This window comes from Pseudoalteromonas shioyasakiensis (assembly GCF_024518675.1).
Classification (GTDB): Bacteria; Pseudomonadota; Gammaproteobacteria; order Enterobacterales; family Alteromonadaceae; genus Pseudoalteromonas; species Pseudoalteromonas shioyasakiensis_B.
Window position 1 is genome coordinate 1,106,306 of record NZ_JANIGL010000001.1, and the last position, 24,314, is coordinate 1,130,619.

The following is a 24,314-nucleotide window of genomic DNA, read 5'->3' on the forward strand; positions in this document are numbered from 1 at the left end:
ACTCTGACAAAATTAATTTACCAACCTTGCGGAATCGATAACACACAGTGAATGTTTTTAATACCGAAGGTTGGATAAAACCTCATGCATTTACTTTGCTCTTCAAGAATATAAATACCTGAATTCATCATAACATTACTAACACTTTTGGCACGCTTCATGTATAAGGTTTCACTTTGCCCAATGAAATAAAAACCATTCTGATAAGCAATCCCTCTAACAAAACCTGATGTTTGAGCAATCGTTTCCCATGAAGATGAGTACACTTTGCCTTTAGGGCTTTCACAGAAATGCAGCGCATCATTAATAATCTTCGGTGAATGAGGCTGGAATAAGCCACTTTGTACTTCTACTATTTCATCACTTTCAATATCTAAAAAAGAAATTCCTCCATCAAAAATCTCTTTCCTCCAAGCACCTGAACGGGAAAAGTAACTAAAAAAAAGCTTCCCCTCATCGTAATAACAATCATTTAGATGGTGTAGCCCCTTATCAGAAAAGCTTTTATCTGAAAAAGGCACCTGCTTTAAAAGCTCTAATGTTTGTCGATCATAAACCTCTATAATATCATTAGCTGAGCTAACTAGAAAAAGCTTGCTATCACTAACAGACAACCCTGTATAGTGCCTTGATGATAATTTAATACTCTCTACCATCATAAGTTTAGTATTAAACAATTGCAGTTCATTTTTTACGTAGTCAATTGCATAAAGCCTATCTGAATAAAATTGTGCTTGCCGGTACGACCCCGAAATTAATGTATTAATGGTGTATTCATCACCATCAATACTTAACTTGTAAATTCCTCCACCTTTACTACTTCCACGAACATTTTCACGCGTTCCATAGTCACTTGAAGTAAAAATAAGCTCAGTTTTTAAGTTAGTCAGCTTTGAAGCTAGAGAAAAGTCTTCAAAAAAGGGAGAGTAACAAAAGTCACGCTCTGCAATAAACCCCAACTCTAATAAATGAGCAACAACAGAGTCAATAGAACCTGTGGTAATAACAACAAAAACATTGTCTTGCTGTTCTTTTATTTCACTAGGGTCGATCACTGTAAGGTCACGCCAAGACTCTTTTAACAAAACTTTATTTATATCCACAATACGTGAAACCTGAGGCAATATTTTTTGTGTTTTTGGAACCCAATCCTCACTACACCCCCAAAATACGATTTCGCGGCTTCCAGCTAAGTATTGAATTTTTTCTTTATTAAAAAACATTAGCTCACCTTATGTCGTAATTGCCATTCACCATTTTTGAGCTCCCATAGGTGCGGAGATCTGAAGCTATCTGCGATCTCAAAAAACGCCGTTTCAGTTAAGTTCATATAATCTAAGAAATCAGGTAAATACCGCTTAGGTAATTCATCGTCATATTTTCGGACTAAAGCCACGCCTTCCTCTCGAGTTAAATCACCATTGCGAATCTCTTGCGAAGCTTCATGGGTTGCTCTACCGACACCAAACTTAAGGTGACCACACCAATAATGATAACCATCTATTTTGTCATCTAATGAATTATAGCGTGAATAACTCCCTTCAGTTCGTTGATCATTTGGCTCGAACCCAACATGTTCACGTGCATAATAATAATTAGACTGTGGGTGAAAATTAAGATAATAACCTAACCAACGTGGATCTGGTTGATGTTGTTGATATTGTTCATTTGTTAAAGGTAAATATAAACTTAAATCTTGCTCTGAGATTTTATGCTGAGTGGTTAGTTCTTCAAAACTTAATCCACTAATTCTCATATTTTTTCTGTTATCATCTACAAAATAAGATGTATTCATTTTCGAACTATTTTCTTCATTTTCAAAGCCACCATACTCTGCAGGATTTTCACCAAAGAAAATAAGCTTAATATTAAACTTACGAGCCATATGCATTACATAGTTTCGCTGACCAAAAATAAATGGCTGAAAAGGGTGTAATAGATTTTTGTATGCTAACCGAGTAAGTAAAGCATGCTTTTCTCCATCAGGGGTAAACAAAAAGTTATCGCACCCGCCTTTGTTAACCCAAGAGTCAAAATTGCGGCGTCCTACATCAGTGTATATATGTGGGGCCCAAGTAACAGTCAAAGGATTCATGCCATATTTATGCTTAAGGATATGAGATTGAAAAATAGAGTCTTTCCCACCACTACCAGGAACTATACAATCATAAGAGCCGTCATTGGAACGGTACTTATCTAGTAAACGGAGTAACTCTTTTTCACGCTGGTGCCAATCTATTTTATTCGCTTTAAGTTCTTGTACTCTACACGCTGAACATACACCATCTTGAAAGATCAGAGTATGCTTTGCTCCTTCCTTAGTATCTTTCTGAACTAAGGATGGCGTTACTTTTTGATTAGACATTACACATCGAGAGCAAAACTCTACGTTATCAGGTAATCCATATCGAGCCATTTTCTTCCCCTATTAACGACTTATTAATTCTAATAGTAAGTGCTTACCATCCTCACCACTTAATTCAGGGTGATACTGTAAACCTATGATATTTTTATTTATTTGTGAAACAGCATATTGACTTTGAGCTATTTTGATAATTTGAGACTCATTTTCAATGCCATCTGCTAAGACCCCATATGAGTGAACAAAATATCCTTTTCCTTGTTCTATACTATTACACTTTGGTAGATGCCTTATCCCTACATGTGGAACCTTTCCATTAGTACAAGATAAATCAGCTTTAATTAACTTTGCCTGCCCTTGCAACAAACCAATTCCCTTATGCCTAGGTGATTCTTCACTCCCGCTACATAAAGCATGATAACCAGAACATATCCCAATAATTTTTCGGTCGGTGTTCAACAAGAACTCTCGCCAGCCATGTGCGTCAAGAAAATCAATATAGTGGCCAAAGTGACTAACTCCTGGAAGTATTAAAGTACTTGCCTTAACAGAACTTGGATCATCGACAAAATCTACATCTATATTGTTCTTCAAACAGTTAAACAAATTCCGTCTATTTGTACCCTCAACATTGACAATTTCAACCATAGTCATTATTAAATACCTTGGAGAAGCACAATGCTTCACATTTCATTGATTCATATCCTTGAATTTTATCTAACTCCGCTTGAGATCCTCCACTCGCTAGGATAATAGGGATTGGTAATGGGGGTAACTCATCCAAGCACTCCCAATCAAAGCCCTTCTCAATTCCATCACTTTCTATATGAGAAACGACTATTTCACCAGCACCACATGCATTCATAGCTATTGCTCGATCAGTCAATGTTTCCTGAAATGGCTCACGTCCTGCCTCCCCATAACACATACGCTGGCCATTTTCTATCCTATATTCACACCCAATAGTAATCGCTTGCCGACCGACTATTTTTACTAATTCATTAACTAAAGAAGTTTCATTTACAGTGACAGAGCTATTTAGATAAACTTTTGAAGCACCTAGTTCAAACGCTTTTAAAGCTGCTTCAACTGAGTCAATACCGCCTCCAAAAGTAATTGGCAGATTTGTATTCTCAGCAACTATTTCTAAGGCCATAAAGTTAGGAGGTAAGCCAAATACACTTCGAGTTAAATCCAATAAAATAACTTCTTCTATTTTATCATTGCTTGGAATACGGTAGCCTTTGTCAAGTGCAAGAACTTTACCAACTCCTTCATATTGAACTCCTTTTACAACCCAATTATTTTTTACTTCTATACGGCAAACTAAGCGCACTCTTTCCCCTCACTATACAACCGTCCAACCACCATCTAAAAATAAACTTTGTCCTGTCATATAACTTGAAAGGTCAGAGCTCAAATAAGCGATTGCGCCTTTAACGTCTTCTTCGGTAGCCATACGGGCTAAAGGAACATTCGCATTGTACTTTTCGACAAAGGTATCTGGCTGACCTCGTTCAATCCCACCTAAAACAATATTATTTACGCGTACACTAGGCGCAACATTAGCTGACATCCAGCGAGTTAATTGCATTAAACCCGCTTTGCTTGCTGCATAGGCCGCGGGATTGCCCATGTCAGTACCTTCATATAACTCAATTTTTGGTCCAACAACACCATAGATAGATGAAATATTAATAATACTCTTAGAGCCTTGCTCTTGGTTTTTCATTAATTCAAATGCAAGTTGACTCAATAAAAATGGAGCAGATAAATTGACTTTTAAACAGTCATTGAAAGTATCAATAGCTTGCTGTTCAAAAGGTACACACCACCCTGTTAATTTATCCGTACCAACAAACGCGGCATTATTAACTAGAACGTTTAACTTGTGCTCCGTAATGTTTGCAACAGATTTCATAGCTTCTGCTATTGCAGATTCATTAGCAAGATCACACACAATAGCATGTACATTTTCAACGCCCTTATATTTATTTAGCGTTAACTCTTTTAAACTTTCACTATCTCTATCCAATAAAATAACGCTGGCGCCAAGCTCTAGCAATGTGTCAGCTGCAGTTTGACCAACATGACCACTGCCACCTGTAATTAAGGCCCAACAATTCTGCATATTTTGTAATTGCATGATGGTTCTCATTTTTTCACCTTCTTGTTTGCCAGAAACTGTGCAAAATCAAAATCAATTTGTGTATCGATATCAACAGCTCTTTCTTTAGGTACACAAATACTTGTCACATCCCCAAACATAACTCCTTTACTACTTCGTATATAACTCGGTGTGGTTACATATGCTACAGTAGTAATATCAAAAACTTCTGGCACATCTTGCCTTCGGACGATCTCATCACCAGAAATAACTATATCAACAAGGTTTTCAGAACGATATTTAACCATATTAAAGAATGGACTTCTTTCAGATGGTGAAACGGTAATGCATATATCCGCTACTGTTACTTTAAGCTTATAAATTGCAGCTTCAACATCTTCGGTTTCTCTTAGTGGGCTTGTAGCTGGTAAACTAATGAAATAGTCAAAAGCTCCATATTTCTGCTCTACCCACTCAAGTGCGTGTTGCCACGATAACCATTCAGAGGCAGTATCTGATGCCAATTCATTTGGTCTATTAATAATCTCTGCGCCAGCTGTTCTAGCTACTTTCGCAATCTCTTGGTCATCTGTAGATACAAATATCCGACTAATTGCAGGTACTGATTTTGCGATATCAATCGACCAATTTATAAGAGGTTTTCCAGCAAGAGGTAAAATATTTTTGCGTGGCAGTCCTTTAGAACCTCCACGAGCAAAAATAAATGCATAATGAATCATTGTGAACTCAACTTTATCTTATCAACGAGTTTTAATACTTCTACTGCTTGAGATAAATCAACAGTGGAATGATTCTTGTTATAGCATAAGCTTTCAAAGTCTTTAAGCATATCTAGGTACATATCATTAGCTTGCCAATTATCAAACTTAATATGAGTCTCATCTTGCCCTTTAACGTATACATCAATAGTATTCGCAATTAAATCCCAATGAATACGGCCATTAACACCTATAGCAGTACAATATCGCTGCGGGTAATGTTGCAAAAAATCAAGGTGTAGATTAATTATACTTCCATTTTCAGTGCTCAAAACAACATCCACTAAATCTTCAACGTCTAAACCAAGCTCCTTTGAAGAGCGCAGTACAGAGTGGTGAAATTTCAACGGGCCAAAAAGCCAATTGGCATAATCAAGCTCATGACTTAACTCTAATAAAGCACCTCCGCCTAATACTTTTTGTGCCGATACACTATCCCTGTAATCAATACCTTTTCGCCAATCAGGTAAGTACTGACCAACGTGAATAACAACATTGAAGATTTCACCCAGTACTTGATGACAGATCAGTTCTTTCATTTTCTGTGCGGTTGGCATATATCTTAAGCAATAGCCAACTGCACAAGGTGTTGATAAACTACCCATAAGGCCAAGAAAGTTTTTAGCTTCATCGTAGCTTTTGCACAAGGGCTTTTCGATGAGGCATGGAATTCCTGTTTCAAGGAGGCGCTTCGCATGATCCAAATGTAAATTTGCCGGTGAAGCAACAATTACAAGCTCTGGTTTAAATAATATAAGCTCATCTAAGCTTGAATATACATATTCAGCATTTTCAGGTAACTGAGTAGACAAGTCCCCTCTAGCTGAACTTGCTGCAATCTGAGCCTTTGGGTAAAGTGCTCGTAAATTCTTGCGATGACGATGAGATATGTTTCCAAGGCCAATAACTGCTACACGCTTCATTAATTCATACCTAAACTTCGTATATCAGCTTGAGCTCGATTAAAGTCATCCATTCTACCAATATCCAACCAATATTCATGAATTGGAAACATCAGCACATCTTTTTCTTGGGATATTTGTCGTTCAAGTATAGTGGGCATATCTATGTTGGTATCTTGGGGAACTGAATTAACAACATTTGGTGATAATACATATATTCCTGCGTTGACAAAGAATCGCTGAATTGGCTTTTCTACCATTTCAGTGATTCGATTTCCTTGGCCACTTATAACCCCATAAGGAATTTGGTATTCATACTCACGAACACACATAGTAGCATCAGCTTTATTCCCATTATGAAACTCAAGTAACCGGGCAAAATCAACTTTCGTTAATACATCTCCATTCATCAGAATTAATGGTAAATCCTGAGAAATCGTACGTGACAATAAACCAAGAGCACCGCCTGTTCCTAGTGGTTTATCTTCATGAATATAGGTGATGTTCACTCCCCATTTTCGACCGTCACCGAAATGATTCAAAATTAACGCGGGCATATAGTGGGTAGAAATGTAAAAATTTCTGAAGCCTGCTTTCACAAAACTTAGAAGAACAGTTTCAAGAATAGGTTTATTACCTATTTCCAGCATTGGTTTAGGGCAATTATCTGTTAATGGTCTTAATCGGGTACCAAAACCTCCAGCCATTAAAAAAACGGGATTATCAAAATATGGCTTGCTTAAAAAGCTTTTAAGCATTTCTAAACCAACAACCTTACCATCATCTACTATTGGAATAGACAAGATACTTTTACGGTGCATTACCTCAATTAGCTGCTCTTTAGGCGTACCCTTTTGCATTGTTATTGGCGACGTATTCATAACTTCAGAAACAGCAACTTCTAAGCCAAAGTTTTTTAATAAAGCACGTCTAATATCACCATCAGTAACCACTCCTAATAAGTGCTTACTTTCATCAACAATAAGTACTACCTGAGAAGCTTGCTCATTAATGACTTCCAAGGCATCTCGTAGAGTTCGTGTTGGCGATAATAAAATATTTTGCCAAGTTTTCATAATGTGTTCTCTACTTTAGTTTACCGCGACAGCCATATAAAGTTGCATTGTAGGGTACATCTTTATCAACTAACGCTTTCGCACCAATAACGGCTTGACTGCCTACTTTAATTCCTGGGAGAATCACCGCCCCAGCCCCAACATACACATTTTCACCTAGCTCTACACCACCGCATAACACAGCGCTAGGAGCTATATGAGAAAAGTTACCTACGGTACAGTCATGCTCTATAACAGCCCTCGAATTAACCACTACATGCTGGCCAATTTTTGCTCCCGCATTAATGACTGCCCCAGGCAGAACTTGGACACCTTCATTTAGTAAAACATAGTTTGAAATCACTGAATGATGCGAAATGACTTGCCTAAAGGCATAACCAATACGTGTAACTTTATCTATAATATTCAATCGATTATTTTTATTCGGTTGCGGTCCAACTGCAACAACCACGTCATAACTATTAATAGAAAATCGTGTTAAATCAGCATCGTTAAAATAAGTTTTAACATCTGAAAATATAGTTCGTTCAGGAGCCGACAAAGCAATAACACCTGCAATATTAGACTGTTGCATTTTTAAAATATCAACTATGACACTTGCATGGCCACCTGCCCCTAAAAGTATTATCGGCTTTTCACTCATCTATTAATTGACCTGCTTTATAATCATATGATGCTTTAGTACCTAACACCTCCCAAAAAAAGCTCGGGGACATACCACTTCCTGGCCTTTTAACTTCTAAATTACTATAGTCAAATATCGTGCCAGCAGATATATCTTTTGTAGCTACAAGGCTTTTTCTCGCAGCAACTTTATTCGCAATCTCACTTTTAGTCGGCGCTTTAATTTTACTACCCATAACTTGCTCAGTTTGTCGTATGAAAGTAACCATTTCTGCCAGTTCACTAGGAGCTAAAGAGGCTTTATGGTCAGGTCCTTCCAAAGACTTATCAAGTGTAAAATGTTTTTCTATAATTTTTGCCCCACTAGCAACAGCAGCAACAGGCACAACCCAGCCGAGGCTATGATCCGAATAGCCTATATCTAAATCAAATGCCTTTGCCATACTCGTCATTGCAGATAGATTTATTTCATTTAAAGGTGCTGGGTATTCAGTTGTACAATGCAGTAATGTGACTTTATTTCTTAGCAGCTCCTGCCCTTCCTGACTCGCATATGCGTGCTCAAAATCACCAGTCTTAGGTATTGCTACGGTTGGAAACATAAGTCCAAAAGCAATGACCCCTAAAGCAGACTCAATTTCCCCCAACGTTGCCATTCCCGTCGATAAAATTAAATTACAGCCTGACTGTGCATGCTTTAAAACTAAGGGAAGATTTGTTAGTTCACCGGAGGGGATTTTTAAACGTGTTAGTTTTAAGTCTTTTACTAAAAAGTCTAAACTTTCACTATCAAAGGCTGTTGATAAAAATTCAATCCCTAATTTGTTACATTCTTCAATAAGCTTAAAATGAGTACTAAAACTTAACTCTAAGCGCCGTAACATTGTTAACTGAGACTCTATAACCCCTGTATTACTTCTCTGATAGATAGCTTGCTCAGCTTCAGATGTGACAATATTTTTAGCTTTAAAAGTCTGAAACTTAACTATATCAGCACCTGCTTGACAGGCTTGTCTTACAAGTTCAAGTGCCAATTGCTCATCACCATTGTGATTCACTCCAGCTTCTGCAATAACTAATGTTTTCTTGCTCATATCATTTCTATGTCATAAAAAGGTTTTAATTGATAATTACTTAAGTCTATTTCACTTAATATTTTTACAATTTTCTCAGATGCATTTCCTTCACCATATGGATTTACAGCTTGCTGACATTGCAAAATGAAATCATGATTCAATGCCTGATTCACAGCTTGAATCAAACAACTCTTGTCCATGACTGTATCAATTACACTGCAACTTTTGGGCCGACCTTTTTGTCTTGTGCCAATATTAATAGTTGGAATTTTAAAACTAGGCGCTTCTATTAACCCGCTGGATGAATTTCCAATAACACAAGCAGCTTGTTTCATTACAGCTAAATAGCGCTTAAAACCTAAAGAAGGACAAATAGTCACATGTTCTAAATGCGATAATTCGAGCCATTGTCTTATCATAGCAGCCCCTTCTCCATCAGCATTAGGGTAACTAACAAGAAAATTAATATCATGTCGTTCTATAATTAATTCAAGCAATGATGAAATATCATTTTCATCTACATGGCCATTTGTAACCGGGTGATAAGTGACAAGAAATAGCGGTAATTTCAAATTTTTAAATGTTAATACTGTACTCAATTCTACATCATTAACGTATTCTGTATGTTGAATGTTATCTACACCAGGAGCGCCTGTGACAAATATTTGACTTGGCTGCTCACCTAATTGCATCAATCGTTTAGCAAAAGAGTCTGTTGCAGGAAAGTGAATACTCGCCATTTTACTAATACTATGCCTTAGAGCTTCATCAAACGCTCCTTCAGTGATTTCTCCACCATGAATATGCGCAATCGGTATACCAAGAAATAAAGCAGCTTGAGCTGCAGCAAAAATTTCAAATCGATCACCCAAAATAAGCAAACAATCAAGTTGTTGATTATTAAAAACATCTGCAAAACTAATTGTTGCTAATCCTGTTGACTTGGCAATGCCGACTCGAGTAGTTGACGACAGTAGCATTTCAATTGGAATTATATTTTCAATGCCATTTTCTGTAAGTTCATTGATAGTATAGCCATACTCTGGAGAAAGGTGTGTACCACACGCAAATACGACGGTTTTAATTGCTGGTTGTTTTTGCAACAATAAAATAACTCTATTCAATAAACCAAAATCAGCCCTCGTACCCGTAACTACTCCTATTTTTCTCATATAAGCTCCTAGGTTAATGATACTGAGCTAGGCATATTAACTAATCTATCAGCAAGGTAAATGGAATTATCCAAATTTCCCCTCAGCGAATCCTTAAACATAGGCAAGGTATGTATTAACTGCCAAACAGGTCTTGTCATTACACCTGCTTGATTTGTCTTGGTCAGCATTTCATCGCGGTATTTTTTTGATGGGCATATTACTGCATTAAGCCAGTAATTTGAACGAGCACCCTTAGGTTCAACGATGAACTCTAATTCACTTGCGATTAATTCCGACTGATATAGTGACGCCAACATTCTTTTATTTTCAATATAATCATTTAATTGCTCTAGTTGAGCACACCCCAAAGCGGCATTTATATTAGGCATACGATAATTGAAGGCAATTTCATCATGATAGAATTCATAAGGGTGAGGCTGTTTTGCGGTTGTAGTGACATGCTTTGCTTTGTCAGCTATGCTTTTTTCTCTAGATAAAATCATCCCTCCACCACCAGTTGTGATAACCTTATTCCCGTTAAAGCTCAGCGCAGAAGTCTTTGCAAAAGTGCCCGTGTGTTGATCTTTATAAAGAGATCCCAAACTCTCAGCTGCATCTTCTATTAATTCAATAAAGTACTTTTTGCATGTACTTAATAACTCATCTACTTTAGCCGGATGTCCAAATGTATGCATGACCACTACTGCACGGATGCGTTTGCCGCTTTTATGAAAACAAGCTTGCTCACGGACGACACACTCTTGATCAAGAAACTCTAAAAGGGCTATTGGACACAACCCCAAAGTTTCAATGTTCACATCAACAAATACAGGCTCTGCGCCTAAATAACTAATTGCATTACAAGTAGCAACGAAGGTAAGGGCCTGAGTTATTACTAAATCCCCCATTTTTACACCAGCCAACAAAAGTGCGATATGTAAAGCCGCAGTTCCATTAACTGTGGCTACCGCATATTTTGCTTTTGTATAGTCGGCCACTTGTTTTTCAAACCTATCGACATAAGCCCCTACAGTAGAAACAAATGTTGAATCTAAAGTGTCTAAAACGTATTTACGCTCATTTCCCTCAAATTGAGGAGCATGTAGAGGTATAAACTCTGTTGTTTTGTAATAGTCTTGGATAAAACTAATTAGTCTTTCAGTAGACATAAATCCTCTAATTACATTTTACCTTCGAGATACTTACCTGTCTCTTGGTGTGCAAACTCGGGAAGAAGCATATAGAAAAGCAACAAAATTTGCTCTTTAGTCCAGCTCTGCTTAACTAATAGGGTATCAACTTGATTAATAAATTTATCTAACTTTTGCTCATTAAATTCAAGAGAGTCTTTAATCACCCCTAGCCCATCAAAACATTGCATATCTAGCTTTTCATTTTCCGTATAAAACTCTTCTATGTCTTTTTCACCTGTAGTATCACTTTGTGTGAATAAACAAGGCCACCGCCCTTGACTAGGGAGGGAGGAAACTAAATGTCTAGCCTCCTCCTCAGTGTTACAAGTATGAACACCGAAACCTTTAAGCTTTAAGTAACGTTTTGCTATTGAGGAGAAAGTTAACAAGTGCAGTTCATCATTTAGCTTAGGGAAGAAAATATCCTCATTTTTTCCTAACAAACAAGAAAATAAACATATTAAACCAGACTCTTCAGGAGTGACAAAGTAGCGCTTAATATCATTAGGGGCCACTATAGGTTGATTTTTTTCGATGCGTTGTTTGAATGAGTGAAGGAGTGAGCCATCACTAAAAGCAACATTTGCAAAACGCGCCATCGACACATCGATTTGTTCACTTGCACGTGCTACAAACATTTCCATAATCTTTTTTGATGCCCCCATCATATTAGCCGGGTTTGCCGCTTTATCTGTAGATACGCAAAAATACTTTTTCGCACCACAATGAATAGATTGCTGCAGGGTCTTTTCAGTATTAAGAATATTTGTCCGCACCATTCGCATTAAAGTGAACGGATCTTTTTCATTACGAACATGTTTCAATGCAGATAAGTTAAGCACATAATCATAACCACCATCAGCCATAAAAAAAGCATCATATTCGATGCTTCCTATATCAAGTGTAAAAGTTTGAAAATCACCTTGAATATAACCAAGTGAAGAGCGCAAATCACGTACTAACTCAACGAGATTATTTTCACTAATATCGACAACGTGTAATTTATGTGGTTGTCGCTTAAAAATTTCTTTTGTAACAGCTTGCCCTATGGTACCTGCACCACCTAAGACTAAAAATCGAGAATTATTTACAATTCTAATTATTTCATTTTCATGTTGCTCTAAATCAAGCTCAAAAAGAGAAGTCGATCGTTGCAGTAAATCAAGCATATTAATTTCATGATTTCTTTTGGTATTCAGGCTTGGTGTGTTCACACAATGTTTTCCAGTTTTCTCGGTAATCTTTTTTAGCCGCCTCAACAAACTCTAACCATAGATCATGTGCGGCAATGAAGTGCTGTAGTATTTCTTCTTCCTCTTCAAACTGGTAAAGAAAAGACACAATAACACAATGAAAATACAACATAGTCCCTTTAAGTAATTGAAGAAAATGTGGCGTTTTTGATTTTTTGTAAGCAAAGACAACCCGCTGTTGAGCAAGTAAATTCGCATTAGCTTGATCTCTAGTTGTAATAGGTCGATTGCCAATTTCAATAATATAATTACACAATGAATCAAATTCATCAAAACCTAGCACGACTTCTATTTCATCACTTGCAACCGACTCAAAATAATGACTTTTAATTTTATTAACTAGTGCTCTTTTATCAATAAAAGTTTCATTCAGAAAAACATTATTTTCATGCAACGGTATAGCTCCCGTTAGCCTAGCTCCTTCACCAACATTATAAACCTCAATTTTCCCTTTTACAGCCCTTATTAGTCTCTCAAAACTAGTCTTAGACATAGCCATTAAAGGGGTTGCCATTACACCTTCAGTTAAATTACCTTCAAATGGTATATTAGCACCACTTCTAACCGGTAGGTTTCTTTCCTTGTAGATAGACAAGTCCGAATGGGTTTTACCGCTTAAGCTATAGCCATTATCCACACCGAACAAATACACTTGCTTAAAGCCTAAACTAACAGCATACGAGAATGCAGTATTTGAGACAAAAGGGCCACTTGCTGGGAGCTCTGCTATTTGTTTACCGCACTTTAATAAACTATAAAGTGACAAGAATGCAGTTGCAGCTTCAGGTCCTTTTAACCCAACCCCAGCCCAATTGTAAAGTTTTGATACTTCAGGATACATCACATCTACAGTTAGTAAATTTAGGTCTTTATAGCCCTCTTTAGGTTCAACTAACTTTAAAACGTCATATGTTGCTTTTGTTCGCTCAACTAAAACATGAAAATCAGGTGTTATACCTGCCTTGACTAAACTTTGCAGCGCTGTTCCTGATGCAAAAACAATCGCATTACCTTGATATTTTTTAATTAGTTCAATAGCACTATCTAACGAAGGGCCATTGCCAATAACAAAAGCAGGAACATCCACTAACTCTTTAAGAGTGCCATTTGCAGTAAATAAAAACTGACTATCATTTTCAACATTATGAATTGCGTGAGCCAATCCTGTTATCGCGTCATTATAAAAGCCATACCCCGATTGTAATTGATAGTAATTATCAAAAAATGCACGTATTAGCTCATTAACTTCCTTAGAAGGATAATGTTGATAGCAAAAACTATTAATGGCACAAAAAGAGCCTATCTCTCCTGCTATTCGAAATATTTCATCAAAAAACTCTTCATAATTAACACCTAAACTCAAGAATAAGCAAGCACCTTGCTTATCAAATAGTTCAATAATTTCAAACCAGTTGGTACAAAATAAACTCGCAAAAAATAACTCAAAGTCAGGTTCGCAAATAAACATATAGTCAAAAGAATGGTTGCTTAGGAGCTCAGGGATATGATAACCCAATCCAATCCCAAAAATCATTGCTGTGGGGTAATGCTTAGGTAGAGATTTCGTGGGTGTATAGTTTTGTGCGCCAACCTTACTTAAAACAGCACTTAAGCGACGCATATATTGAATATGCAGCCTAGGGTCATCGCTTTGCCATTCTTGGGTTGATGTGTAATCAGTCCGCCCGAAATTAGCACTTTCTGTATATCTTTTTACTTGTTCAGCGGTTTGTAAAACAGGGTCATCACCATAAATAGCAACATTTTGCTCTTTTGGTATAAAATTACCATGCCCTGATTTAGTCACATGAATACAAAAACCTTCACGGGTTTGGTACTCGTTAATTGCTTTAAAAATCTGTGGGTAATATTTTTCAAAAGTAACTATATTTCTCGCAAACCGTTCATTTGCCTCAAGTGCAAAAACTTGCTCTCGTTCCTCGTGAGCTTTTACTGCATCAAGTTTATCCTGTAGGCTATCTAATTGCCCTTTAAGATCAGGTAATTTGTTCATCAGCTACCTATTTAATTTGGTTATAAATACCAACGTGTTTTTTGTTTTTAATTATTTTTTTAAGTTGTGATTTAGTTTCAGCCTGTCTATCAACTAAAGTATCAGTAAACAAAATTAATTTTTTCTGTATATCATTTAATTGAGAATAAACTACTTTTGGAATTCCTTCTGGGGAAGAAAAAAAGCATTCTAGTGAGAGTTGAAGCTCTTTAATTAATTGTAAAGCGCTATCTAACTCACCTGAAGTTATAGCTTGTTCAATAATATTCAACTGAGATTCTATTTTTTGTATTTCAACTTGCATGTGCACTGTTTTCAGAAAAAGTTTGATTTCTAATATCAACAGGAATTTCGTCCCATGCTGATTTTATTTCTTTTAACAGTTTAGCGACTTCATCTATTATTGCAGGATCATTCTTTAAAGTAGCATCTAATAAACGATCTATCATATAAGAATATAAAGCATATAGGTTTTCTGTCACTTCTCCACCCGCAGAAAAATCCAAACAACCTCTAAGCGCTTCAAAAATAGCTGAAGCCTTCGAAATATGCTCACTTTTTGCTTCAAGGTTCTTTTTCTCAATTGCCACTTTTGCAAGCACCATTTTTTCTATGGCACCAGCCATTAGCATTTGAATAATCTCGTAACGATCAGCTCCTGCAACACGCGTTTTTAAGGCTTCTTTCTGATAATTTTTAACTTTTGCATTGTACATATATTTACCTCTACTCGAGTAACATTAAGAGCAATTGACTAATTAAGATGATGTAAACCCTGGTAAACTAGAAAGCTGAGCACTCAAATATGATTGAGTCGATTGCATTTGCGCAATTAAAACATCTAATCCAGCATACTGTTGGCGCAAGCCTGCTTCTAGTGATTCCATCCGATATTCATGGTTTATGACATCATCTTCTATGTCATCTAGCTGAGAGTTTAAATTAGTCTCTCTTTGATTCATGATACCTTTAGAATCTAAATAATTATCAAATAAAGACTCTAATTGCACCGCGATTCCATTTTCACCTGCAAAAGCCGCACCAATATCATCGTAGTTTTCATCTATCGCTTCATTTAAACTACGTACAAGAGAAGACTTCTCTAAGTAGCCTTCTTTATCAATACCTAAACCGATATCAAAAATACTCGTAAAAGGCCCTGCTCCTGTTATTTCGGTCGATAAAGCATTAACTAGCTGCGAGTCAAACGATCTCATCGTCGCATCACTATTAAGCGGTTTACCAATTCGTGTTTGTAAACCTACTTGACCAATTAGGTTATTATAATTAGCAATAAACTCATTCACTAATGTAGTTACACTTTCTGTGTCGACATCAACCGATAGTTTTGCTGTTTCACCGTCAACACTCTGACGTTTTGCTGTGATTGTCATATCCTGAACAGCATCTTTAAAAGTATTTGTATCATTTGTGATTGTAATGCCATCTACTTTTATAACTGCATCTTGCGCTTGGTCTTCAGGTGCAATGGCAAGCCCACCTGCTCCTCCCGCATTTGCAACAGTTGAAACATTATCAAGCTCAGCATTATCGTTGGTAATAACTAAATCGTTTCCCGTACCACTGACTGATGAACTAAGTACAAGCTTTGATTCAGAACCTGTATTTATTATATTTGCAGTTACACCAAAATTATCATCAGAATCATTAATAGCATCACGCAAGTCAGCAAGCGTCGCACCTGCATCAAGCGTTAGATCAAAATTCTTATCGCCTGCTGCAAAAGATAACGTACCTCCAGAAGCTGAAACAACATCATCTGTTGAGCTAAATAGCCCATCATTCGATGTAGCTCTACTGCCTTGAGCTAGTTCAATAACTTCAATATTAAAATCACCTGGCGAAATATCACTTGTTGGCGTTACAGAAATTAAATCACCTTCATCACTGACTGGCTGCTGAATATTCGCTACTCGCTTATTAAAGTTATCAATATCAGCTAGCTTCTCTATTGTATCTTGAAGCTTAGACATCGCCGATTTAACTTCACCCAATGATGAAAGTTCAACTTGAATTGATTCTTCTTTTTCTGCAAAAGCTTGCAATTTAGGGGTGTTCTCGGCTGCAAGCGTAGCGCTGATAATACTTTCGAGATCAAGGCCTGAGCCGACACCTGCTGATGTAATTAATGCCATAATATACTCCTAAAATTTCAAACTTTTATGCTGTTCTATCAAACAACAAACCTTTGCTACTTAATTTATCGGCAAATTCGTCCAAAGCTTTAGCAACTTCACGAAACTCCTTAGTAGGGATTTCTCGAATCACTTCTTCACTTTCTTTATCAAGAACTTTGATAATAGGAGGCTCACCTAGCTCATCAAATTCAAAGACTAAATTAGTCGCTGTCACCGGAATATACTCATTAAGCTTCTCCAAGTTTTGCTTAACTTCAGCGATTAAATCCTTTCTATCCTTTTGTTCCGTTTTGTTAATTTGATCTAAATCTACAGGGGCTCTAGCAGCAAGCTCAGTGCCTTTGCCTTGTTTAGTTTCTTGTAAGTCAGCTTTGAGATTATCAACACCACTGCCATTAGACAAATTATCCGCTGCTCTTTGAGCCGAGTTTACATCCAACATAATTTAAACTCCTATTCCATACTAATACATAGTATAAGCCACTCTAAGAAAAGTTCATCTTTAAAAGTGGCTTATCGCACTATCAACTTATCCTAGAAGCGAAAGTGCTACTTGTGGGCGTTGATTTGCTTGACTCAAAATCGATTGGCTAGCTTGTTGCAAAATTTGCATTTTAGTCAAGTTAGCAGTTTCTGCCGCGAAGTCAGTATCTTGTATGCGAGAACGCGCTGCCGAAAGGTTTTCTGAGATATTCGATTGATTACGAATAGTCGATTGAAAACGGTTTTGAACAGCACCAAGCTCTGCACGCTTTTTATCGACTACAGCAATCATAGCATCCATACCAGCCATAACAGCTTGTGCGTTACCTTGCGAAGAAACACTAATGCCAGCTTCAGTGAATACATCTGAAAAAGTATAGTCGCTAGCCGCCGCCGTGCCACCAACGCCACTCACACCCACTAAATTATCTTCTAAAGCATCACCTGAAACGGCTGAAGCAATACTTGCAATACCTGATAAAGTAAAACCACCGTCAGCAGATAACGAATTAGCTGTACCACCCACATTTTGCATACTGAAGCCGATAGCTTGTACTGCATCAGCACCCACTTGGAAGTTAGCTGAATAGCTTCCATTTAATAGACTTTGACCACCAAAGGTTGTGTCTTTGGCAACACGGTTTACTTCTTCTGATAGTTGTTGAATTTCTTCTTGTAACGCTAAGCGGTCTTCATCGGTATTAGATCCATTTGCAGCTTGTTGCGCAAGTGTACGAATACGTTGAAACATATCTGTTGTTTCATCTAAAGCACCTTCTGCAGTCTGTGCTAATGAAATACCATCATTAGCATTACGATTCCCCTGATTTAGACCATTAACCTGACCAGTTAAACGGTTAGTAATTTGCATACCTGCGGCATCATCTGACGCACTATTAATACGTAAACCTGACGATAAACGCTGAAAAGATGTGTCTAATGCATTACCTGAGTTCATTAATTGACGCTGAGCATTTAACGAGCTCACATTTGTATTTACATATAAAGCCATATTAGCCTCCGCTTTATCATTAAAATAGATGAATAACGGGATACCCCTACCCTGTTATACACCTGATTAAGAGTCCTAGATTTCAGTTCTCTAAATCAGTTATCGTCTGATAAAGCGAAAGCTTTAGCTTTATTTGTAAAAAGTTTTAAGGTTTATGCTTTATTTAGCCTTGTAGCAAGCTTAACGCAGCCTGAGGGCGCTGATTTGCTTGCCCTAAGATAGTTTGGCTTGCCTGTTGTAAAATCTGGCTTTTTGTTAATTTTGCCGTTTCTTCAGCAAAGTCAGCATCTTTGATTCGCGATTTTGCAGCACTAACATTTTCAGCAATATTTGCTTGGTTTCGAATCGTTGATTGAAAACGGTTTTGTACCGCACCGAGTTCAGCACGCTTTTTATCTACAACTGCAATTAATGCATCCATACCGGCAAGCACTGCCTGTGCATTACCTTGAGAAGAAACACTAATGCCAGCTTCAGTGAATACATCTGAAAAAGTAAAGTCAGCTGCAACAGCAGTACCACCGCCCGCGGCACTTACACCCACTAAATTGGCTGATAACGCTTCACCTGAAACACCCGAAGCAATACTTGCAATACCTGATAAAGTAAAACCACCGTCAGCTGATAAAGAGTTAGCTGTACCACCCACATTTTGCATACTAAAGCCAATTGCTTGTACAGCATCCGCCCCCACTTGGAAGTTAGCTGAATAACTACCATCGAGTAGGTTTTGCCCACCAAAAGTAGTATCTGCTGCAACACGATTTACCTCTTGCCCTAACTGCTGAATTTCTTCTTGCAGTGCTAAACGGTCTTCATCAGTGTTTGAACCATTTGCAGATTGTTGTGCAAGGGTACGAATACGTTGAAACATTGATGTTATTTCTTCCATCGCACCTTCAGCAGTTTGTGCCAATGAAATACCATCATTGGCATTACGATTCCCTTGATTTAAGCCTAAAATTTGTGACTGTAACCGGTCTGTAATTTGTAAACCTGCGGCATCATCTGCAGCGCTGTTAATACGCAACCCTGACGATAGCCTTTTAAATGAAGTATCAAGATCGTTACCTGAATTAGTCAATTGACGCTGCGCATTTAAAGCGCTTACGTTTGTATTTACATATAAAGCCATAATAAACTCTCTTCTTATCTGTCAAAATTAAGTCACTTAAAAGTGAATTTGACAAAGTGACCTGTTACAGCGGCAAACCTAAGTCGCCTGGGGCAAAAAACTGCCACTTTGCGGGTTAGTTAATTAACTTGAAATAACTTGAGCAAATACCAGGCCAACTCTATTTTTTGAAAAGAAAAAAGGCTCCATAAGGAGCCTTTGAAAGATAAGTCTAAGAGTGGATTACAAAACACTAACTATGGCACAGTTCGTGCTTTGTATATTATGTTGTTCTTACAAATGTTAGAACACCAATGTCAGGGTTTAGCGCCTCCGCTTTAAATCCTATTTAGCGCCTTTGTTAATACCCCATTAGACAAAGGCGCTGCTTCATAAAATCAATTTTTAACTCAACTAAAAACCAGCTTATTAACCTAGCAAGCTCAATGCAGCTTGTGGACGTTGATTAGCTTGGCTTAAAATTGTTTGGCTTGCTTGTTGTAGAATCTGCATCTTCGTTAAGTTTGCCGTTTCTTGAGCAAAATCAGTATCTTTAATGCGTGATTGTGCAGCGCTTAAGTTTTCAGATATATTCGACTGGTTACGAATCGTTGATTGAAAACGGTTTTGTACAGCACCGAGTTCAGCACGCTTTTTATCTACAACCGCAATTAATGCATCCATACCGGCAAGCACTGCTTGTGCATTACCTTGAGAAGAAACACTAATGCCAGCTTCAGTGAATACATCTGAAAAAGTATAGTCGCTAGCCGCCGCCGTGCCACCAACGCCACTCACACCCACTAAATTATCTTCTAAAGCATCACCTGAAACGGCTGAAGCAATACTTGCAATACCTGATAAAGTAAAACCACCGTCAGCAGATAACGAATTAGCTGTACCACCCACATTTTGCATACTGAAGCCGATAGCTTGTACTGCATCAGCACCCACTTGGAAGTTAGCTGAATAACTACCATTGAGTAGGTTTTGGCCACCAAAAGTTGTATCTGCAGCAACACGATTAACTTCTTGTGCTAATTGTTGAATTTCTTCTTGCAGCGCTAGACGATCTTCATCGGTATTTGAGCCATTTGCTGCCTGCTGAGCAAGAGTACGAATACGTTGAAACATTGATGTTGTTTCTTCCATTGCGCCTTCAGCAGTCTGAGCCAACGAGATACCGTCATTTGCATTACGGTTACCTTGGTTTAAGCCGTTAATTTGTGATTGTAAACGGTCCGTAATTTGTAGGCCTGCCGCATCATCAGCAGCACTGTTAATACGAAGACCTGACGATAAACGTTGAAAAGATGTATCTAGTGCATTACCAGAATTCATTAATTGTCTTTGTGCGTTTAATGAACTAACATTTGTATTTACATAAAGTGCCATGATATTTCTCCCGAAGTAAACTTATCATTTACTCTTAAACTTACTCTAATTAAGCGGTAGTAGTTGTTTGCCACCATGCTTGGTTAATTAAGTTATCGGTCTGGTTAAAAAATCCTTTAGGTATTTTTTTAAATTTTTCCCACAAAAACATTAACACTCTGATTTTGTTGGGTATTAAAATTTTAAAATAGGCGAATGATCATTTAACGCTATTAAAATGAAGTTTAACGATGTGTCATGGGAGAAGTTTAGGTTAATAAAAAACAGCGAAAATAGCTTAAGAAGTCTTATTTAAAGAGGGGAAATACCGGGTTAAGTATAAAAAGCATACTTAACCCACGCTTTTATAAATAATCAAAAAGCGAAAGATTAGCTAAGCGGCCAAAAGTTGCCTGCGATGCTTGTAATGCCGTTTCTTGCTTGGTCAGTTCAGTAATAGCTTCAGCCATATCTAACTCTACAAGCTCAGCCTTTGCAGCCTTGTTGCTAATATCTAAATCAGCATTAGACTGTTCAACCTTTTGCACCGTATTTAGTCGCCCGCCTAAGCCGGCTTGTACTAAGGATACTTGGTTCTTTGCATTATCTAGCTGCACAATAGCATCAGCTAATACTTGCTCAAATTCTTCTTGGCTTAAACTTGGATCTGTCAATCCGGCAATAAGGTCATCTAAAGTATTAAGGGCATTTTCTTTTTGAGGCGCTTCAAGATCAACATCAATTTGACCATTAGCCACTGGAGAAAACGAAACTTCCATCCCCTGATATTTTATAACACTACCTTCAAAACTACCGCTACTAATAGGGTTCCCATCTTGCTCTACGGTGAATGTATTCGGTGTACCTGTAGAGACTATGAAGCTTAATGTGTTAGCTGTACCAGCTCCACCAGGAACATACTGCTCTTTATGAAATTTATCAAACTGCGATTGCTCCGTAACATAAATTTGAGAGTCAGTGATCCCACCCGATTCAGAACCATCATTACTCGCTACATTTAAACGCGCATTTACGTTTTCAAATGTATCAAAACCATTATCACTGGACTTGACTTCGACACCTTCTGCCACTTTTATCTTATGCTGACCTTGATCGCCGCCGTACTCATAACGCCCATCGACGCTATTGTATGAATAGGATGGTGTGTTGTCTTGATAACCTGAAAAAATGTACTTACCATCTTCAGATTTGGTATTCATCAAATCTAATATTGTACTTTGCAGTGATTTTACTTCTTCCGCGATCCCTTCACGATCGATATCATCATAGACACCATTACCTGCTTGGATAGATAGTGTATAAGCGGAATCCAACGCGCTTTTTATGTTGTCGAGCACACTTTCTTCAGTAGATAGCCTACTGGTAACCATATTAATATTTTTGCTAAACTGCTCATTGCTTTGAATCATGTCATTATATAACAAAGCACTTGCCATTGCAGAAGGGTCATCAGCAGCAGTTAGCACCCTCTTTTGTGTATTAACTTGCTCTTGCGCTTTGCTTACTGCGCTTTGGCTATTTAAGATTGAGCTTAAGCCGTTTTGATAGATTAAGTTATTTGATAAACGCATAATTACCTCGCCGCATTCAATAAGGTGTCGAAAATACTTCTAGCGGCCGTTAGCACTTGTGCTGACGCTGCATATGATTGCTGAAAACGTAACAAATTTGCCGCTTCTTCATCAAGATTTACACCCGACAGTGATTCATACCAAGCTTCAGATTGTTCTGCAAGCGCAGTAAATGCTTCTTGGTTTGTCTGCGCTTGCGAAGTAATAACACCAATATCAGAGACTAAGCCTGAGTATGATTTATTAAGTGTTTCATGGTTATTCGTAGTATTACCCATCACATTCTGCCGTACTATTTTCGAACTTTGTAAATCTGCTAATAGCAAACCGTTACGATTATCATCAAAACCATCTTTATTTGCTTCAACAGTAAAGGTGTCACCTAATGCAGGAGTGCCTTCTATATCAAAATCAAAGCCATAATTTTCGAAGCCCCCCCCCGCAGCTTCAAGTACGCCTTCTATTGGTGGCGACCCATTAAACACAACACTATTTGAGCCATCAGATACAGTGTATTCATCTGGTTCTGCTGTTTTTTGTATAGTTATATCACCATTAGGCAAGTTGATAGGGTTATTTGAAAAACTACTTACATCAGTTATCGTTCCCGCTGAAATACTGGCATTACCGTAGTTATCAATATCACTAGCAGTTCGGATTGGTGAAGCAAGGGCGATATCTTCAGGGCGATCAGTAGCAAGCTCTAAACTGGTTGATGCTTGTGAGCTTAATTTGATCATATATTGATCATCAACACTTGGCAGATTCCCCATATCGAGGGTGATTTCTAATCCGAATAAATCTAGCCCATCATTAGCAGGGATATTGTCTTTTAAGTTTACTTTGCCAGTAGCTGTGTCAACGGCTGCGGTTGTAAAAACCTCATTACCACTGGCATCTAGGAGAACTTGTCCTTTATTATCAACAGGATATATTTCAACTGTATTAGCAGCACTGTACTTAACTATGAAATCACTAGCCGGCAAATTATTACCTTGCCCAGGTTCAACAGTTGCCTTCATACTTGCCGAACTCACATTATCCTTATATGCAAATGCATCCACTGTAGGGATTTGAAAAATATCTCCACCTAATTCACCGTCAGCATCCATACCTAGGTGGTTTTGTTGATTAAACGCATCCGCAAGGGATAAACCTATTTGGCCTAATTGGTTTTGAGCTGGCACTAATATGTCGTCACGAAATGCCAATAAGCCGCCTATTTTACCCTTTAGCTTACTGGTATCCAGTTCTAAAGGTACCGCTTTACCACCATCAACATCCAAACGTAACTCTTTAAAGTTAGGATCTGGATCACCGTTTAATGAAAACAAATTAAAAGTACCATTCTCCATCACTAAAGCCTGACCAGTACCCATATAAATTTGTTTTGTCCCATTGGGGCCATCTAACGTTTCAATGTCTACTAACTCTGATAAATCTTTAATCGCTTTGTCACGTTCATTATATAAAGCACTGGAACCTGACTCTCTGGATGTGCCATCCACCGTTGCAATTTGCGAGTTTAATTCACTGATTGCTTGAATTAAATTATTTGCTTCATCTGAGAAAATTTCTAATTGATCATTAACTATAGTTTGCTGATCAGCAACTATGCCAGATAAACGATCCATCTGATCAATTAAATTCTGCGCATCAGACATTACTAATGAGCGTGCAACTGATGACGAAGGTTGATTTAGGCTTTCTTGCACATTATTAAAGAACGAATTAATACTTGTAGATAAACTATTTGATTCTTCTGAAAATAATGTATCAACACGATTTGCTTCTGAGATAAATTGATCAAAAAAAGCCTTACTCGAGGTGTCTCGATTTAATTGTTTTTGCGCAAACTCATTAAGTAATCTGTATGTTTCTCCACGCCCTACCTGATTATCAATCATGGTAGTGAATTCTGTGCGCTCTCGCACATAACCTTCAGTATTTACATTCGCAATATTTTTACTTGTCGTTTGTAATAACTGTGTATTGGCATAAATACCCGAGCTGGCAATATCAAATAGATTAGATGACATT

General features: G+C 37.6%; 23 protein-coding genes. All 23 read right to left on the bottom strand.

Going from position 1 to position 24,314, the window contains the following annotated elements; all coding sequences use genetic code 11:
- Window positions 1-17: 17 nt before the first annotated feature.
- A complete protein-coding gene (locus tag NQT69_RS04850; RefSeq protein WP_256826548.1) occupies window positions 18-1,223 on the bottom strand; it encodes a DUF4915 domain-containing protein in 1,206 nt (401 codons plus the stop codon).
- Window positions 1,223-2,416, bottom strand: coding sequence for an N-acetyl sugar amidotransferase (locus NQT69_RS04855; RefSeq protein ID WP_256826549.1), 1,194 nt, complete (start codon window positions 2,414-2,416; stop codon window positions 1,223-1,225). The genes NQT69_RS04850 and NQT69_RS04855 overlap by 1 nt, the downstream gene beginning before the upstream one ends.
- Window positions 2,417-2,428: 12 nt before the next feature.
- Window positions 2,429-3,016, bottom strand: coding sequence for a glutamine amidotransferase-related protein (locus tag NQT69_RS04860; RefSeq protein ID WP_256826550.1), 588 nt, complete (start codon window positions 3,014-3,016; stop codon window positions 2,429-2,431).
- Window positions 3,003-3,698 carry a HisA/HisF-related TIM barrel protein gene (locus NQT69_RS04865; RefSeq protein ID WP_256826551.1) on the bottom strand — a complete coding sequence of 232 codons (696 nt, stop codon included), beginning with the start codon at window positions 3,696-3,698 and terminating at the stop codon, window positions 3,003-3,005. Before NQT69_RS04865 ends, NQT69_RS04860 begins: the two co-directional genes overlap by 14 nt.
- 12 nt (window positions 3,699-3,710) lie before the next feature.
- Window positions 3,711-4,520 (bottom strand): SDR family oxidoreductase, encoded by an 810-nt coding sequence (locus NQT69_RS04870; protein WP_256826552.1) that lies wholly within the window; start codon window positions 4,518-4,520, stop codon window positions 3,711-3,713.
- A complete protein-coding gene (locus NQT69_RS04875; RefSeq protein ID WP_256826553.1) occupies window positions 4,517-5,209 on the bottom strand; it encodes an acylneuraminate cytidylyltransferase family protein in 693 nt (230 codons plus the stop codon). The genes NQT69_RS04870 and NQT69_RS04875 overlap by 4 nt, the downstream gene beginning before the upstream one ends.
- Window positions 5,206-6,171, bottom strand: coding sequence for a Gfo/Idh/MocA family protein (locus NQT69_RS04880; RefSeq protein WP_256826554.1), 966 nt, complete (start codon window positions 6,169-6,171; stop codon window positions 5,206-5,208). Before NQT69_RS04880 ends, NQT69_RS04875 begins: the two co-directional genes overlap by 4 nt.
- Window positions 6,171-7,229, bottom strand: coding sequence for a nucleotidyltransferase family protein (locus tag NQT69_RS04885; RefSeq protein ID WP_256826742.1), 1,059 nt, complete (start codon window positions 7,227-7,229; stop codon window positions 6,171-6,173). The genes NQT69_RS04880 and NQT69_RS04885 overlap by 1 nt, the downstream gene beginning before the upstream one ends.
- Window positions 7,230-7,236: 7 nt before the next feature.
- Complete coding sequence (locus NQT69_RS04890) at window positions 7,237-7,869, bottom strand: NeuD/PglB/VioB family sugar acetyltransferase (RefSeq protein WP_256826555.1); 633 nt, start codon at window positions 7,867-7,869, stop codon at window positions 7,237-7,239.
- Entirely contained in the window at window positions 7,862-8,944 is a 1,083-nt protein-coding gene (gene neuB, locus NQT69_RS04895; RefSeq protein ID WP_256826556.1) for an N-acetylneuraminate synthase, read from the bottom strand. Before neuB ends, NQT69_RS04890 begins: the two co-directional genes overlap by 8 nt.
- Window positions 8,941-10,098, bottom strand: coding sequence for a UDP-N-acetylglucosamine 2-epimerase (gene neuC / locus NQT69_RS04900; RefSeq protein ID WP_256826557.1), 1,158 nt, complete (start codon window positions 10,096-10,098; stop codon window positions 8,941-8,943). The genes neuB and neuC overlap by 4 nt, the downstream gene beginning before the upstream one ends.
- Before the next feature lie 8 nt (window positions 10,099-10,106).
- Window positions 10,107-11,249, bottom strand: a complete 1,143-nt coding sequence (locus tag NQT69_RS04905; RefSeq protein ID WP_256826558.1) for a LegC family aminotransferase — start codon at window positions 11,247-11,249, stop codon at window positions 10,107-10,109.
- 11 nt (window positions 11,250-11,260) lie between these two features.
- A complete protein-coding gene (locus tag NQT69_RS04910) occupies window positions 11,261-12,442 on the bottom strand; it encodes a UDP-N-acetylglucosamine 4,6-dehydratase (protein ID WP_256826743.1) in 1,182 nt (393 codons plus the stop codon).
- 7 nt (window positions 12,443-12,449) lie between these two features.
- The gene (locus NQT69_RS04915; RefSeq protein WP_256826559.1) at window positions 12,450-14,540 is read right to left on the bottom strand and encodes a motility associated factor glycosyltransferase family protein; all 2,091 of its coding nucleotides are present in this window, start codon (window positions 14,538-14,540) and stop codon (window positions 12,450-12,452) included.
- 7 nt (window positions 14,541-14,547) lie between these two features.
- On the bottom strand, window positions 14,548-14,844 hold the full coding sequence (locus NQT69_RS04920; RefSeq protein WP_256826560.1) for a hypothetical protein: 297 nt from the start codon (window positions 14,842-14,844) through the stop codon (window positions 14,548-14,550).
- Window positions 14,834-15,256: a flagellar export chaperone FliS gene (fliS, locus tag NQT69_RS04925; RefSeq protein ID WP_256826561.1), complete on the bottom strand. Its 423-nt coding sequence runs from the start codon at window positions 15,254-15,256 to the stop codon at window positions 14,834-14,836. Before fliS ends, NQT69_RS04920 begins: the two co-directional genes overlap by 11 nt.
- A gap of 42 nt (window positions 15,257-15,298) precedes the next feature.
- Window positions 15,299-16,696 carry a flagellar filament capping protein FliD gene (gene fliD, locus NQT69_RS04930; RefSeq protein ID WP_256826562.1) on the bottom strand — a complete coding sequence of 466 codons (1,398 nt, stop codon included), beginning with the start codon at window positions 16,694-16,696 and terminating at the stop codon, window positions 15,299-15,301.
- 25 nt (window positions 16,697-16,721) lie between these two features.
- On the bottom strand, window positions 16,722-17,141 hold the full coding sequence (locus NQT69_RS04935) for a flagellar protein FlaG (protein WP_256826563.1): 420 nt from the start codon (window positions 17,139-17,141) through the stop codon (window positions 16,722-16,724).
- Window positions 17,142-17,228: 87 nt separating this feature from the next.
- Complete coding sequence (locus tag NQT69_RS04940) at window positions 17,229-18,194, bottom strand: flagellin N-terminal helical domain-containing protein (RefSeq protein WP_256826564.1); 966 nt, start codon at window positions 18,192-18,194, stop codon at window positions 17,229-17,231.
- A 163-nt stretch (window positions 18,195-18,357) separates the two neighbouring features.
- Entirely contained in the window at window positions 18,358-19,329 is a 972-nt protein-coding gene (locus NQT69_RS04945; RefSeq protein ID WP_256826565.1) for a flagellin N-terminal helical domain-containing protein, read from the bottom strand.
- Window positions 19,330-19,737: 408 nt separating this feature from the next.
- Window positions 19,738-20,703 carry a flagellin N-terminal helical domain-containing protein gene (locus NQT69_RS04950; RefSeq protein WP_256826566.1) on the bottom strand — a complete coding sequence of 322 codons (966 nt, stop codon included), beginning with the start codon at window positions 20,701-20,703 and terminating at the stop codon, window positions 19,738-19,740.
- A gap of 344 nt (window positions 20,704-21,047) precedes the next feature.
- Window positions 21,048-22,274 (bottom strand): flagellar hook-associated protein FlgL, encoded by a 1,227-nt coding sequence (gene flgL, locus NQT69_RS04955; RefSeq protein ID WP_256826567.1) that lies wholly within the window; start codon window positions 22,272-22,274, stop codon window positions 21,048-21,050.
- A 2-nt stretch (window positions 22,275-22,276) separates the two neighbouring features.
- A complete protein-coding gene (flgK, locus tag NQT69_RS04960; RefSeq protein ID WP_256826568.1) occupies window positions 22,277-24,313 on the bottom strand; it encodes a flagellar hook-associated protein FlgK in 2,037 nt (678 codons plus the stop codon).
- Between the last annotated feature and the right edge of the window lies 1 nt (window position 24,314).

Excerpts from the sequence above, each read along its gene's own strand:
- NQT69_RS04850 (WP_256826548.1), bottom strand. The coding sequence starts at position 1,223 with ATGTTTTTTAATAAAGAAAAAATTCAATACTTAGCTGGAAGCCGCGAA.
- NQT69_RS04855 (WP_256826549.1), bottom strand. The coding sequence starts at position 2,416 with ATGGCTCGATATGGATTACCTGATAACGTAGAGTTTTGCTCTCGATGT.
- NQT69_RS04860 (WP_256826550.1), bottom strand. The coding sequence starts at position 3,016 with ATGACTATGGTTGAAATTGTCAATGTTGAGGGTACAAATAGACGGAAT.
- NQT69_RS04870 (WP_256826552.1), bottom strand. The coding sequence starts at position 4,520 with ATGAGAACCATCATGCAATTACAAAATATGCAGAATTGTTGGGCCTTA.
- NQT69_RS04875 (WP_256826553.1), bottom strand. The coding sequence starts at position 5,209 with ATGATTCATTATGCATTTATTTTTGCTCGTGGAGGTTCTAAAGGACTG.
- NQT69_RS04880 (WP_256826554.1), bottom strand. The coding sequence starts at position 6,171 with ATGAAGCGTGTAGCAGTTATTGGCCTTGGAAACATATCTCATCGTCAT.
- NQT69_RS04890 (WP_256826555.1), bottom strand. The coding sequence starts at position 7,869 with ATGAGTGAAAAGCCGATAATACTTTTAGGGGCAGGTGGCCATGCAAGT.
- neuB (WP_256826556.1), bottom strand. The coding sequence starts at position 8,944 with ATGAGCAAGAAAACATTAGTTATTGCAGAAGCTGGAGTGAATCACAAT.
- neuC (WP_256826557.1), bottom strand. The coding sequence starts at position 10,098 with ATGAGAAAAATAGGAGTAGTTACGGGTACGAGGGCTGATTTTGGTTTA.
- NQT69_RS04905 (WP_256826558.1), bottom strand. The coding sequence starts at position 11,249 with ATGTCTACTGAAAGACTAATTAGTTTTATCCAAGACTATTACAAAACA.
- NQT69_RS04910 (WP_256826743.1), bottom strand. The coding sequence starts at position 12,442 with ATGCTTGATTTACTGCAACGATCGACTTCTCTTTTTGAGCTTGATTTA.
- NQT69_RS04915 (WP_256826559.1), bottom strand. The coding sequence starts at position 14,540 with ATGAACAAATTACCTGATCTTAAAGGGCAATTAGATAGCCTACAGGAT.
- NQT69_RS04920 (WP_256826560.1), bottom strand. The coding sequence starts at position 14,844 with ATGCAAGTTGAAATACAAAAAATAGAATCTCAGTTGAATATTATTGAA.
- fliS (WP_256826561.1), bottom strand. The coding sequence starts at position 15,256 with ATGTACAATGCAAAAGTTAAAAATTATCAGAAAGAAGCCTTAAAAACG.
- fliD (WP_256826562.1), bottom strand. The coding sequence starts at position 16,696 with ATGGCATTAATTACATCAGCAGGTGTCGGCTCAGGCCTTGATCTCGAA.
- NQT69_RS04935 (WP_256826563.1), bottom strand. The coding sequence starts at position 17,141 with ATGTTGGATGTAAACTCGGCTCAAAGAGCAGCGGATAATTTGTCTAAT.
- NQT69_RS04940 (WP_256826564.1), bottom strand. The coding sequence starts at position 18,194 with ATGGCTTTATATGTAAATACAAATGTGAGCTCGTTAAATGCTCAGCGT.
- NQT69_RS04945 (WP_256826565.1), bottom strand. The coding sequence starts at position 19,329 with ATGGCTTTATATGTAAATACAAACGTAAGCGCTTTAAATGCGCAGCGT.
- NQT69_RS04950 (WP_256826566.1), bottom strand. The coding sequence starts at position 20,703 with ATGGCACTTTATGTAAATACAAATGTTAGTTCATTAAACGCACAAAGA.
- flgL (WP_256826567.1), bottom strand. The coding sequence starts at position 22,274 with ATGCGTTTATCAAATAACTTAATCTATCAAAACGGCTTAAGCTCAATC.
- flgK (WP_256826568.1), bottom strand. The coding sequence starts at position 24,313 with ATGTCATCTAATCTATTTGATATTGCCAGCTCGGGTATTTATGCCAAT.